The sequence below is a fragment of the Thiothrix winogradskyi genome (assembly GCF_021650935.1).
GTDB classification, from domain to species: domain Bacteria; phylum Pseudomonadota; class Gammaproteobacteria; order Thiotrichales; family Thiotrichaceae; genus Thiothrix; species Thiothrix winogradskyi.
In genome coordinates this window covers 1,714,399-1,727,694 of sequence record NZ_CP091244.1, presented here as the reverse complement: position 1 = coordinate 1,727,694, position 13,296 = coordinate 1,714,399, and the positions used below count along the sequence as shown (strand labels likewise).

Here is a 13,296-nt window from a genome sequence, read left to right as displayed (position 1 = left end):
TGGACGTATTATGGAACAAGAAAAACAGCAAATGACCTTGGCTCAGCGTTTACGAAAAAGCTGGGCAGATTTAAGACAAACTAACGTGCGGGCGCAAGCACACTACACGGTTTTCCGTACCACGCAGCATATAAAAAACAAACATGGCTTGGTTAAACGATACCAGCAACGTTTTATCGCAGGGTGGGAAAAATGGCTGGGTGTTGGCGCTGGCATCACCGGTTTATTAATGCTCCTTAACCCTGACGGTCTGTGGCGCTGGCAGTTTGTGCTCGTCCTTATTGGCGTGTTAATCGCACCGCTGTTAGCGGACTTGTGGCATTCCCTTAAAAAAGTATTCACCGAATACCCCGGCAAACAACTTATCGGACAAGTGATCACGCTTGAAGAAGCGCTTGTGGATGGCATCGGCAGTATCCGTTTAGATAACTTGGAGTGGCAACTGGCGGGAGTCGATTGCCCTGTCGGAACACAGGTAAAAATTATTGCTATTAATGATAGGACTTTATACATAACGCCCCTAAACCCAACCGCATAAGCCATTACAAGGATCAGGAGCACCGTTTTAATGCAGTCCAGCGCCTCACAAGATTTTCTCACCAACCTAACCCGGCGCAGTGACATAGCGCTGGCGTTATTGCTGGTCGCGATCATTGCCATGATGATTTTGCCCATGCCCACCCTGCTCATGGACATGCTGATTGCTTTGAATATGAGCATTGCAATCTTATTGATGATGTTGGGCATTTACATTTCACACCCACTGGCAATCTCCTCATTTCCCTCCATTTTATTACTGACCACACTATTCCGCTTATCCTTGAGTATTGCCACCACCCGTTTGATTTTATTGGAAGCAGACGCTGGTCATATTATTCAAACCTTCGGCGAATTTGTGGTCGGTGGTAACTTGATTGTGGGTTTGGTCGTGTTTCTGATCATTACGATTGTGCAATTCATCGTCATTACCAAGGGGTCAGAACGTATCGCTGAAGTCAGCGCCCGTTTCTCGCTAGATGCCATGCCCGGTAAACAGATGAGTATCGACAGCGATATGCGGGCGGGTCTCATTACCTTAGCGGATGCCCGTCACCGTCGTTCTAATCTCGAAAAAGAAAGCCAGTTGTACGGCGCACTCGATGGTGCAATGAAATTCGTCAAAGGGGATGCAATTGCGGGGCTAATCATCATCATGGTCAACCTCATTGGTGGCATCACCATTGGCACGATGCAACGCGGAATGCCGATGGGAGAAGCGGTGGAACTCTATTCCATTCTCACCATTGGTGACGGGTTGGTATCACAAATCCCTGCCCTGTTCATTTCGATTACCGCCGGTATTATCGTTACCCGTGTGCGTGGCGAAGATGATAACAATCTGGGAACAGACATCGGTGGGCAAGTACTCGCACAACCCAGTGCTTTGCTAGCTGCTGCCGGTATCGTTGGCGCAATGGGGTTAATTCCCGGATTCCCCACCATCGTGTTCTTTTTCCTCGCGATTTTGCTAGGCTTTACCGGTATGGCATTGCGTAAGGTACAAAACCAAATGGAATTTGCCGATGCTGAAATCACCACGGTGATCGGTCAGCAAGACAGCAGCAAAATGGCTCTTGCCAGCAGTAGTGAAACCCATGCCGCATTGGAAGACATGCAACCACTCTCACCCGCTCTGGTCGAACTCCCTGCACAAGCCAAAAACTTGTTCTCACTCGATGCATTAAATCAAGACTTTATGCGTATCCGCCGTGATTTCTATCAAGACATGGGTGTGCCATTACCCGGTATCAGCCTACGCATTTCCTCGCAATTAAATGATGACAGCTACCGAATTTCGATTCGCGGTGTCCCCGTGGCGCAAGGCAATCTCAAACCCGTCAGTGCAGCGGCAACAGCCACCGCACTACCCTCAGCGCCTGGCGACAAAGCCGCTGCTGACTTGGTAGCCAGTGGCACACGCCCAACACCTGACAATATTCAGGCCATCAGCCTTCACCTCGCCTACATATTGCGCAAACACGCAGCGGAATTCATTGGCATTCAGGAAATGCACACGCTCTACACCAAACTGGAACAAGCCAGTTACAGCGAACTGGTGCGCGAAGTACAACGTGCGGTCAACACGCCGAAAACAGTGGATGTGTTCCGGCGTTTGCTCAATGAAGGCGTTTCTATTCGCGACCTCCGCCAAATTCTCGGCACACTGGTCGAGTTTGGTGAAATCGAAAAAGACACCAGCATGTTGGCAGAACGGGTGCGCATCAGCCTCAAACGCCAGTTGTCTTACACCTTCACCAATGGCACCGGGGTATTGCCAGTCTACATGTTCGCCCCCGAAACCGAGAAATTGTTGCAAAACAGCCTGCGCCAAACCCCCAATGGCGTATTTTTTGCGCTTAATCCCGATGCCACCGAACAATTCACCAAGGCATTGCGAGAACTCGAAACCGAACACGCTAAAGACAAAGTGCGCCCGGTTATCCTCACCAATCTGGAATTGCGCCGCCATATTCGCCGCCATATCGAAACCAGCTTCCCCGACTTGCCCGTCATCTCGGTACAGGAACTCACCACCAGCATTTCCTTAAACCCTATTGGCGAGGTCAGGCTGACATGAGACCACGCACCCCACTGAGCCACGTCACCGAACGCTTGCGCAATAACCTCGAAAAATGCACACCACTGGTATTACACGGGCGCATTGTGCAAGTGACCGGCACGGTAGTCCGCGCCATTGTGCCGCGTGTCAAACTGGGTGAATTGTGCCTGTTAAAAAACAGCGGCGATACACGCGAAATTCCGGCGGAAGTGATCGGTTTTGAGCAAAATATTGCACTGCTTGCACCGATAGGCGATATGCAAGGCGTATCCGCGCACACCCAAGTCATTACCACTGGCAAAATGCTGGAGGTCGGGGTTGGCGAACATCTACGCGGCTGTGTACTCGATGGCATTGGGCGTGTACAAGAAACCCCCGGCAGATCCTTACCTACTTTCACCGAATACTACCCCATCTACGCCAACCCACCCGATCCACTCTCCCGTGATCGGGTGAGCGACCCGCTCTCCTTGGGGATTCGTTCAATGGATGCACTGATTACTTGCGGCATCGGGCAACGCATCGGCGTCTTTGCCGGTGCAGGGGTTGGCAAAAGCTCCTTACTCAGCATGTTGGTGCAACACGCCGATGTCGATGTTTACGTGGTTGCCCTCATCGGCGAACGTGGGCGCGAAGTCCGTGAATTCATGGAAGAAGCCCTTGGCGAGGAGGGTATGCAAAAAACCATCCTCATCGTTGCTACCTCTGACCGCCCAGCGATTGAACGTCTCAAAGCCGCTTATGTTGCCACAGCGGTTGCCGAATACTTCCGTGATAAAGGCAATAATGTTTTATTGCTAATGGATTCGCTTACCCGCTTTGCACGGGCGCAACGTGAAATTGGCTTAGCTGCCGGGGAAGCCCCCGCCCGACGTGGTTTTCCACCCTCGGTATTTTCAGAACTGCCCAAACTGGTCGAACGCGCAGGCAATTCAGACAAAGGTTCAATCACCGCGTTTTACACCGTGCTGGTAGAAGGCGACGATATGAGTGACCCGATTGCCGATGAAGTACGCTCCTTGCTGGATGGGCACATTATGCTGTCACGCGATCTGGCAGCGGGCAACCATTATCCGGCGGTCGACATCCTCGCCAGCCTGAGCCGTATTATGCCGCAATTGGTCAGCACGCAGCATCGCGCTGCGGCAGCGCATCTGCGGACTTTGTTGGCAAAATACAAGGAAATCGAATTTTTGCTGCGGGTTGGTGAATACAAACACGGCTCCGACCCGCTGGCAGACGAAGCGATCCGCAAGATGGATGAAATTCTGCGCTTCCTCAAACAACCTTCCCACGAATATTCCAGTTTTGATGACACCATCAACTGGCTAATACAACTGGCAGGATAAGCGTCATGAGCTTAGAACAGTTAAAAACCATTCGCGCCCGCCGCATGGAACAACGTTTCATCGAATTACAAGAACAACGCCGTATCTTGCAAACCCATGAACAACAACTGCATGAAAAAGAGCAGGAACTGGTCAGCTTCGGACAGTGGCGGCTGGAACATCAGGAAGCCCTGTTTGCCAACCTGAAAAACCAGCCGTTTGCCCCACAAATGCTGTTTGAATACCAGAAAAATCTGGAAGACTTACGCTTGGAAGAAGAACGCCTACGCGCTGAACTTGCCGATGCCCAACAAGGCTTACAAGCTGCTACCGCCCAAGTACAAACCGCACAACAGCATTCTAGCGAAGCCAACCTGAAACTGGAAAAGCTCAAGGAAATCATTAAAGTGCAGGACGATAAAAAGTCCCGCGAAGAGCCTGCTCAATAACCTGCATCTGTTGTTCCAAGCTCGCGTTCACAATACCCATATCTGACTCTAGGATGCAACCATCCACGGCCACCTGATCATCGCCGACCACTTCCAGACTGGTAAAACGATGCGGAATCGCATCCAATTGCTCCGAAATCGTTGCCTGCATCTGCGGGTGTACCCGAACCAACAACTTATGGCTGCCACGCACTAATTCCAAACCACCCAACACCGCTTGCCGAACCCGCTCTTCCTGATCAAAACCGTAAATCACTTTGCGAACCGCATTCGTCACCAATTCCACCAGTTCGCCTTCCAATGCCATCAGGGTGTCATTGACCCGCCCTGTGAATAACACCATTTTTTCGGCTGCTTCCTGATTGGCTCGTTCACGCCCTTGTTCCAAACCACGTTTAATGGAACGCCCTAACGCGACCGACATAATTTCTTCACGTTGGCGGTGGCGATGTTCCAGATCAAATGCCAAGCGCTCATACGCGACTAATTCCTCATAATCTGCTGCTTTCAGGACTTTCTGACCGGCACGTAATTGTGCATCTACCGGCTTAATTGAAAAGAATTTTGCCATCGCGGCTGACCCCCATTTTGATTTCTATTGCTATTTTTTGTACTAACACCGCGCATTCAGCGGCTTGCGCTTCCAGTGCCTGCCCCGACTTCGCATGACGCTTCCACAACACATAATATTCGCGTTCCAGCTTGTAGACCAACCGTTTCCAGAAAGACGGCGGATAACCGGCGAATGCCGCCCGCAAACACAACATTCCCGCCAACACAAAGCGCTTTTTCAAACCGATAGGCGTGGGAAACTCAATTTCTGCACTGATATTATGTGTCAGCAAAGGCGCACGTTGTTGCACAAAGCGGTATAAATCATCACCCAACACCTGCTGGGTTTTAAGCAGATCGTCGCGGGTCACAATCCGGCGCAATAACTGAAAGTGGAACATTGCCCCAAGGTACAACACCAATTGCCCCAACTCTTGCCCTCGCCATAACGCTAGGCGCGTTAAAGGCTTGCTAAAATCAAAAAACACACTGTCATGCAAACCCAAGCGCTGCATCATATGCTGCAATAAACGGCTCTCGCCGCGCTCCTGACCTAACAACGACTGCATGACTTTGCCGTCTGGCATGGTTGCCAACCAACTGGGATGAATATACGAATCCGGGCGAAAATTAAAGCGCCACACCGCTTGTGAAAACTCATCTGTCATATCGAAATAGTTGGAATGGTGATAGTGCATTTGTTAAACAACAACCTATAAAAACGCTCACACCTATTATTCACTGCACTACCGCAAAGCCTCAGGCATTTCAGACTAGACCGAAAATTATGGCGACATAACGCATATCAAACATACCTATCAATCAACGAAATATTTGATTGTTAATGATGCCAATATTGATCTAATAACAGGGCGGATAAATTATGTTCACATCAAGCGAGGGCAACAACGTATGCGCAACAACTATTTTAATACCCTGATAATGGCATTCCTCAGTGGCGGCTTCACGCTGACACTACCCGCCAATGCCGACCCACTCACCGAGGGTGCTTATGAAGCCGTGATTGGTCTGGACAGCCGCTATGCGGTGAATCCGTATGCTTACCCGTATAATGCAGTAGCACGCATTACTTATGTCGGTAACGAAAACGTTTGCTCTGGCTGGCTGAGCAATGCCAATACCTTAGTAACCGCCGGACATTGCGTGTGGGATACAAGACTTAAGACCTTCGCGACTATCGACAAGGTATACCCCGGTTATGATGGCAACCGTAACACCCCACCCAATGGCACTTGCAACGTCAAAGAACGCTACGCACACCAAGAATTCATTAAGAGCGAAAACCCTGCATTCGATGTAGGGGTTATTAAACTCGACTGTTCCAACCAAAATTTACAGCCATTACCGTATGCCAATCTACCGGAAGGTATTGACTTTAAAGGCGTAAGCGTAACCGTCAGTGGCTATCCCGGCGATAAGTCAAGCGCAGAATGGCAATGGGCAGGGCAAGGTAAGCTGCTAGACTACACGCCCTCACTCTTAAGCTATGACACAGACACGAACGGTGGCATGAGCGGCTCCCCCATCTGGTTAGAAGCGGGCGACGGCAAACCACCACTCGTGATTGGCATCCACACCACTGGATATTCAAGCAATGGCATAGGCACAAAGAATGAAGGCGTACACCTTACTGAAAGCCTGATGGCAAGCATTAAAGCCGTGGAAGCCCAGCCCTAAAACGCTTAACGATACCCCAACCCCGTGACTTGCTTGTGCAGCTTGGCATTTTCATCGCTTAAATGGCGTACCAGAAAATCCAAGCTGCGCACCACAAATTCCAACAAATTGGTGGCGATATACGGCTCTTCGATACGGATGCGGTTGTACATCTGACGGTTAATTTCCAGCAAACGCACCCCGCTGCGCCGCGCTTTCAAACGCACGGTACGCGGCTGGCGGTCAAAGAAAGACATTTCCCCCACCAAACTGCCCGGTTCCAATTGCCCGACTTCAAACTCGCGCTCGCCATCGACTTGCAGTAACTTGACCGCCCCACCGATGACCAAATAAAAGCGGTCACTGATTTCGCCAATATCCGCCACGATTTCTTGCGCCCCCAGTTCACGCGTGCGGGTATAACGCAAAAATCGCACGACCTCATCGTCCGTCAGGGCGGCACAAAACTCCGGGCAGGTATCTTTAATTTGCTGTAATAATTGAGAATTTACATGGTTCATGGCACGCGATCCGGCAATAAATGAAATTGCCTGCATTATACGCGCAGAAATAAGCGTTGTCGGCAGGCACAGCGTATAATCCCCCTGTTTTAACCCAAACAGGAACACCTCTTATGAGCATCAGTAACGAAGCCGTCGCCGCCATGATCCAAGCACACCTGCCTGAAGCCCAAGTCACGATCAACGGTGATGGCTATAAATATGAAGCCGATGTGATCAGCGATGCGTTTGCTGGCTTGAGCACGCTTAAACGCCATCAACTGGTGTACGCCGCTGTCAATGACGCGATTACGGCGGGTCAACTTCATGCGCTGACGATTCGCGCCAAAACCCCGGCGGAAGTTGCGTAATGGATGACAAAACTCGCACCCAACACCCGGTGCTACAACCCATCAGTGACAAGGAATTAGCCCGCGAAAGCTGGAAAATATTCCAAATCATGGGCGAATTTGTGGACGGGTTTGAGCGCCTTGCCCACTTACGCCCATCCGTCAGCATCTTTGGTTCCGCCCGCACCCCGCCGGATGACCCGCTATATCACCTGACGGAAACCATTGCCCACAAACTCTCAGATGCAGGCTTCGCCGTCGTCAGCGGTGGCGGTCCCGGTTTGATGGAGGCTGCCAATAAAGGCGCAAAGCGTGGCAAATCGCCCAGCATTGGTTTGAATATTCAGCTTCCACACGAGCAGCATTCCAACCAATATCAAGATATTTCGCTGTATTTCCGGCATTTTTTCTCGCGCAAAGTCATGTTCGTGAAACACGCTTCCGCTTACGTGGTCATGCCCGGTGGCTTTGGTACATTGGATGAACTGGCGGAAATCCTGACTTTGGTACAAACCGCCAAAACCCGTAAAATCCCCATCGTGCTGGTACACACCCCATTCTGGGAAGGCTTGGTCGGATGGTTCAAGCACACCCTGATAAAACAGGGTACAATCTCGGCAGGCGATTTGGATCTGTTTGTCCTCTTGGACGATGCTGATGCAATCGTCGATCATATTTTTGGTTACTACGAACGCGCGGTATCGGGGCCGTCCGCTGAAGAACGCGCTAAATTCATGGAGTTATAACAACAATGAAAACACAACAATGGCTAACACTGGCATTCATCGCGCTGTTCAGCACCACGATTCATGCCGAAGAAACCACTACCGACGCTGACGTTGCCAGCAAAATGAAGGTAGAAACGATCCGTGTCACCGATAATTTCGGCACGATTGAAGAAGAGCGTGTCGCCGCCATGCGCAGCGAAATCCGCTACGTGCCTGCTGATGGTGAAGGCGGTTACAACTTGGTCGATTCGGTTAGCTCCCAAGGCAAGAGTCAAAATGCTCACCAAAACCGTGACATGATGATTCCAAGCTGGAACGTCTTTTCCTGGTAAATGCATGTCAGTTTATACCCCCGTCAGCGCCACCGAACTGGAAACCTTTCTGCGTGAATACCCCGTCGGAGCGCTGACGGATTATGCCGGTATCAGTGCGGGTGTCGAGAACAGCAATTTTTTCGTCACCACCACGCAAGGGGCATTTGTCCTCACCCTGTTTGAGCACCATACCCCGGCAGAACTGGGCTATTTTCTCGACCTCATGCAACACTGGGCAGATGCGGGCATCCCCGTCGCCCGCCCTATCCCCAACCATGCAGGTCAATTACTGGGCACGCTCAAGCACAAACCCGCTGCTTTGGTCACACGCCTAGCAGGGCAACATATAGAGCACCCTACCCCCGAACAATGCGCGGCACTCGGCACGGCGCTCGCACACATGCATCTTGCCGGGCAAACTTTCCCGCAACAACGCGCCCCTGACCGTGGGCATGACTGGCGAATACAGACGGCAGCGCGTTTGCTGCCAAGCTTGGAACCAGCCGCAGCAACCCTCCTGCAAGCAGAAATCGCGTTCCAGCAAACTATCCCGTTTGCCCAACTGCCCGCAGGCACAATCCACGCCGACTTATTCCGTGATAATGTGCTGTTTCATCACGGGCAAGTCAGTGGCATTTTGGATGTCTACTTTGCCTGCACCGACAGTTGGCTATACGATCTCGCCATTGTGGTGAATGATTGGTGTTGTCATGCGGATGGCGCTTTGGATACCGAGCGGGTGCAGGCTTGCCTCAAGGCTTACCAGCAAGTGCGCCCTTGGCAAGCGCTTGAACACCGTTACTGGCTGGCACTGTTACGTGCTGCCGCCCTGCGTTTCTGGCTATCACGTCTGGACGCTCAGATGAATCCACGTGCAGGTGACAATGTTTTGCAAAAAGATCCCACCGAATTCCATCACAAATTATTACAGCGCATTGACGCAAGCAACGTGACCGTCGACGCACGGCGCTTACTTTGCCCGCTGCCAGTCATTCGGGTGCAAACGGCGGTCGAAAACCTGCCTGCTGGGATTAATATTACGGCTATTTGCACCGACCCCGGCGCATTGCACGACATTCCGGCATGGGCGCGGATTCACGGGCATACGGTACTGGAAACCTATAGCGAAGGGCGCGAACACGTCATCGTTTTACAAACAGGCGGGACACAATGAGCGGCCATCAGCACACCATCACGGATACCCGCACCGACGATAATAGCCGTAAAGCCGTCACCCAGCGCGTCGCTTTTGTCGGCATGAGTGTGAATATTTTTCTGGTGATTGTGCAAATCATCGGCGGCATCTTCACCCATTCGCAAGCGCTGATTGCGGATGCCATGCATACCCTGTCGGATTTGGTCGGCGATGTCGTAGTGTTATTTGCCGCGCATCACGCGGGGAAAGCTGCCGATGCGAACCACCCTTATGGGCATGGGCGAATTGAAACGCTTGCCACCGTCATTCTCGGTTTATTATTGGGCGGGGTCTCGGCGGCGATTTTCCTGCAAGCATGGGACAGACTTTCCGGCGACGAACCACTCATCACCCCCGAACCCTGGGCAATGGCAATCGCGGCGTTAGCGATTATTGGCAAAGAAGGGCTTTACCACTACACCGTCCACGTTGCCAAACGCATCAGTTCGCCCATGCTCAAAGCCAGTGCTTGGCATCACCGTTCGGATGCGATTTCGTCGGTGTTAGTGTTAGTGGCGATTGGCGGGGCACAATTAGGCTATCCTTGGCTGGACTCGGTAGCCGCCATTATTGTTGCCGCGATGATTTTTTACATGGCAATCCAGCTCATTCTGGAAAGCACCAGTGAGTTGGTGGATACCGGGTTGGATGCGCAGGAAGTCCAAGACATCCGCGAGTTTATTTGCGCGATTGACGGCGTGGAAAGCGTGCATTTATTACGCACCCGGCGGATGGGGGGGCGGGTATTAGCCGATGCGCATTTGCAAGTCGATGGGCGTATCAGCGTTTCTGAAGGCCACCACATCAGCGATACCGTGATGTACCGCTTGCGGCGGCAGTTTCCTGCTATCAGTGATGTTATTATTCACATTGACCCTGAAGACGATGAAACGGTACACCCCAGCAAAAACCTGCCTTCGCGAGTTGAATTATTAGCCGCACTGCAAGCACTGCCAGAAACGGCAGCTTTAGGGGAGAATATCGACGACCTCACCTTGCATTACCAAGGGGGGAAACTCCAGCTCGACGTTATTTTGCGAGAAACACCCGACACAACAGCACTCACAGGATTCAAAAACGCCTGTAGCAGCATTCCCGCCATTGAGCACATCAATTTTTTCACCAAAATAGTGCATTAGCCGCAAATTAAGCACTGTTTTGGTGATTATGAAGAAACACCTCTTAACCTCCCCCCATCCCCAACCCCTTCCCCCGCAAGGGGTGAAGGGGCTAAGAAACTGGACTTTTGCCCAACAACAGGCAAAGCCGCACGAAATCTTTCTCTTACTCCCTTCACCCCTTGCGGGGGAAGGGCTGGGGATGGGGGGTTAGGAGGGGTTTCTTAAAAATGGCATAAAACTTGCATAAAGCCTCATCATTTCTGATTTATTGTATTGAACGAGGTTAATAGATGAGCAGCAATTTCGCGCGTACCCAAGCAATCCAAACCATCAGCCAGCGTTCCCCGATGGATCTCGGCAAAACCGATCCATTGAGCAAGATCTGGGCTTGTGACGTTTTCAATCTGGCACGCATGGAAGAATGCCTCTCCAAGAATGCTTTCAAAGCGATGAAGAAAACCTTCCAGACAGGTGCAATGCTAGACCCTGCCACAGCGGACGTGGTGGCAGCGGCGATGAAAGAATGGGCAATGTCGAAAGGCGCGAAATTCTTCTCGCACATCTTCTACCCGATGACCAATGCCACGGCTGAAAAGCACGACGGCTTCATCATCACCAGCCCAGAAGGCAATGCCATCACCGACTTCAGTGGCAGCCTGCTGATCAAAGGTGAGCCAGACGGCTCATCATTCCCGAACGGCAGCATCCGTGCGACCAACTCAGCGCGAGGTTACACCGCTTGGGATCCAACCAGCCCTGCATACATTATGCACACCGCTAATGGCGCAACGCTGATGATTCCGTGCGTATTCCTGTCTTGGACGGGTGAAGCACTCGACAAGAAAATCCCATTACTGCGCTCCAATGCCGCGATGAACACCGCTGCCCAGCGCGTATTGAAACTGATGGGTGAAACTGACGTTGCTACCCTGAACTCTAGCTGTGGTGCAGAACAGGAATACTTCCTGATCGACGAAGCCTTCGCTACTGCCCGCCCTGACATCTTGTTGTCTGGTCGCAGCCTGTTTGGTGCAGCGCCAGCAAAAGGTCAACAATTCGACGACCATTACTTTGGCGCAATCCCAGAGCGCGTCCAAGTTTACATGCAAGACATCGAAGACAAACTCTATCGCCTCGGCATCCCAGCTAAAACCCACCACAACGAAGTTGCACCGGGTCAGTTTGAAATTGCGCCTTACTTTGAAGCAGCGAACGTCGCGGCGGATCACCAGCAATTGCTGATGACGGTGATGAAAACCACCGCGAAAGCCCACGGTTTCCTGTGCATGTTGCATGAAAAACCGTTCGCTGGCGTAAACGGTTCGGGCAAACACGTTAACTGGTCTGTGGGTAATAGCACGCAAGGCAACCTGCTTGATCCGGGTCAGACTCCAGAAGAAAACCTGCACTTCTTAGCATTCTGCGGCGCGGTTATCCGTGGCGTACATTTGTTTGGGCCATTGCTGCGTGCGGTTATCGCGTCTGCGTCTAACGACCATCGCTTGGGTGCAAACGAAGCCCCTCCGGCGATTTTGTCGGTGTATTTGGGCGACCAACTCGAACAAGTTTTCAACGACATTAAGGCCGGTAAAATCCTCAAAACGGAAAAAGGCGGTCACATGGATTTGGGTCTGTCCCAGATTCTGAAATTTGAACGCGATCCCGGCGACCGTAACCGTACTTCACCGTTTGCATTCACTGGCAACCGTTTTGAATTCCGTGCAGTTGGTTCTTCACAATCCGTGTCTGGTCCGTTAATCGCCATGAACACCATGCTGGCAGATTCCCTGCACTGGGTTGCTGACAAACTGGAAGCAGAACTCAACAGCGGCAAAGATGTCGCTACCGCCACACTGGCTGTACTGAAAACGCTGATGGAACAACACGGTAACGCGGTATTCGGCGGTAACGGTTATTCCCCAGACTGGCACAAAGCAGCCGTTGAAGAACGCGGTTTGAAAAACCTGCCAACCTCAGCAGATGCCTTGCCAGAATTGTTAAGCCCTGAAATAGCCAGTCTTTTCGAGCGCACTGGCGTATTGACCCCAGCAGAACTGTACAGCCGTTTTGAAGTTTACGCTGAACAATACATCAACAGCATCGACGTCGAAGCCAAGTTGATGGTGAATATGGCGACCACCATGATTTACCCTGCTGCGGTCACTTACTTGTCCGAATTGGCAGCAACTGCTGGCAACTTGCAAGACTTAGGCATCACGCTGGACAACAGTGTTGCCAGCAGCGTTGCCACTGAAGCCAATGCACTGATGGTTGCTGTCGGCAAACTGAGCGCAGCACGGGCAAAACACGACTTTGACAGCGTAAAAGACCACATGACATTCTTAGCTGGTACAGTGCGTGATTTAATGACGGAAGTCCGCGCCCATGCTGACACGCTCGAAACCCTGATTGCTGACGAAATGTGGCCGTTACCAAAGTACAGCGAAATGTTATTCATTAAGTAAGGCGTAATACCTGCTAGA

At 51.6% G+C, this 13,296-nt stretch carries 14 protein-coding genes; 11 read left to right on the top strand and 3 right to left on the bottom strand.

Features of this window, described 5'->3' with window-relative positions; genetic code table 11:
- The first annotated feature begins 10 nt into the window (after positions 1-10).
- The 4 genes from L2Y54_RS08790 to sctO are packed head-to-tail and all read left to right on the top strand — an operon-like array spanning position 11 to position 4,376.
- Positions 11-538, top strand: a complete 528-nt coding sequence (locus L2Y54_RS08790) for an NfeD family protein (RefSeq protein ID WP_236501467.1) — start codon at positions 11-13, stop codon at positions 536-538.
- Positions 539-568: 30 nt separating this feature from the next.
- Positions 569-2,617 (top strand): type III secretion system export apparatus subunit SctV, encoded by a 2,049-nt coding sequence (gene sctV / locus L2Y54_RS08785; protein ID WP_236501466.1) that lies wholly within the window; start codon positions 569-571, stop codon positions 2,615-2,617.
- Positions 2,614-3,948: a type III secretion system ATPase SctN gene (sctN, locus tag L2Y54_RS08780; protein ID WP_236501465.1), complete on the top strand. Its 1,335-nt coding sequence runs from the start codon at positions 2,614-2,616 to the stop codon at positions 3,946-3,948. Before sctV ends, sctN begins: the two co-directional genes overlap by 4 nt.
- 5 nt (positions 3,949-3,953) lie before the next feature.
- Positions 3,954-4,376, top strand: coding sequence for a type III secretion system stalk subunit SctO (sctO, locus tag L2Y54_RS08775; RefSeq protein ID WP_236501464.1), 423 nt, complete (start codon positions 3,954-3,956; stop codon positions 4,374-4,376).
- Here sctO and sctL read toward each other — a convergent pair.
- Both sctL and L2Y54_RS08765 read right to left on the bottom strand, forming a co-directional pair.
- Positions 4,330-4,947, bottom strand: a complete 618-nt coding sequence (gene sctL, locus L2Y54_RS08770; RefSeq protein WP_236501463.1) for a type III secretion system stator protein SctL — start codon at positions 4,945-4,947, stop codon at positions 4,330-4,332. The genes sctO and sctL overlap by 47 nt on opposite strands.
- Positions 4,925-5,626 (bottom strand): SctK family type III secretion system sorting platform protein, encoded by a 702-nt coding sequence (locus tag L2Y54_RS08765; protein ID WP_236501462.1) that lies wholly within the window; start codon positions 5,624-5,626, stop codon positions 4,925-4,927. Before L2Y54_RS08765 ends, sctL begins: the two co-directional genes overlap by 23 nt.
- Before the next feature lie 214 nt (positions 5,627-5,840).
- Between L2Y54_RS08765 and L2Y54_RS08760 the strand changes: the two genes are divergently transcribed.
- Positions 5,841-6,626: a trypsin-like serine peptidase gene (locus tag L2Y54_RS08760; RefSeq protein WP_236501461.1), complete on the top strand. Its 786-nt coding sequence runs from the start codon at positions 5,841-5,843 to the stop codon at positions 6,624-6,626.
- Between the two features lie 5 nt (positions 6,627-6,631).
- Here the strand turns inward: L2Y54_RS08760 and L2Y54_RS08755 are convergent, their stop codons facing one another.
- On the bottom strand, positions 6,632-7,126 hold the full coding sequence (locus L2Y54_RS08755) for a Crp/Fnr family transcriptional regulator (RefSeq protein WP_236501460.1): 495 nt from the start codon (positions 7,124-7,126) through the stop codon (positions 6,632-6,634).
- Between the two features lie 113 nt (positions 7,127-7,239).
- On the opposite strand from L2Y54_RS08755, the gene L2Y54_RS08750 reads away from it, so the two are divergent.
- From L2Y54_RS08750 to L2Y54_RS08725, 6 genes are all read left to right on the top strand, one after another.
- Positions 7,240-7,476: a BolA family protein gene (locus tag L2Y54_RS08750; protein ID WP_236501459.1), complete on the top strand. Its 237-nt coding sequence runs from the start codon at positions 7,240-7,242 to the stop codon at positions 7,474-7,476.
- A complete protein-coding gene (locus L2Y54_RS08745; protein WP_236501457.1) occupies positions 7,476-8,201 on the top strand; it encodes an LOG family protein in 726 nt (241 codons plus the stop codon). Before L2Y54_RS08750 ends, L2Y54_RS08745 begins: the two co-directional genes overlap by 1 nt.
- A 5-nt stretch (positions 8,202-8,206) precedes the next feature.
- Positions 8,207-8,515: a DUF2782 domain-containing protein gene (locus tag L2Y54_RS08740; protein WP_236501455.1), complete on the top strand. Its 309-nt coding sequence runs from the start codon at positions 8,207-8,209 to the stop codon at positions 8,513-8,515.
- A gap of 4 nt (positions 8,516-8,519) precedes the next feature.
- Positions 8,520-9,671, top strand: a complete 1,152-nt coding sequence (locus L2Y54_RS08735; protein WP_236501453.1) for a homoserine kinase — start codon at positions 8,520-8,522, stop codon at positions 9,669-9,671.
- Positions 9,668-10,831: a cation diffusion facilitator family transporter gene (locus L2Y54_RS08730; RefSeq protein ID WP_236501451.1), complete on the top strand. Its 1,164-nt coding sequence runs from the start codon at positions 9,668-9,670 to the stop codon at positions 10,829-10,831. The genes L2Y54_RS08735 and L2Y54_RS08730 overlap by 4 nt, the downstream gene beginning before the upstream one ends.
- Positions 10,832-11,103: 272 nt before the next feature.
- The gene (locus L2Y54_RS08725) at positions 11,104-13,278 is read left to right on the top strand and encodes a glutamine synthetase III family protein (RefSeq protein ID WP_236501450.1); all 2,175 of its coding nucleotides are present in this window, start codon (positions 11,104-11,106) and stop codon (positions 13,276-13,278) included.
- Positions 13,279-13,296: the final 18 nt, after the last annotated feature.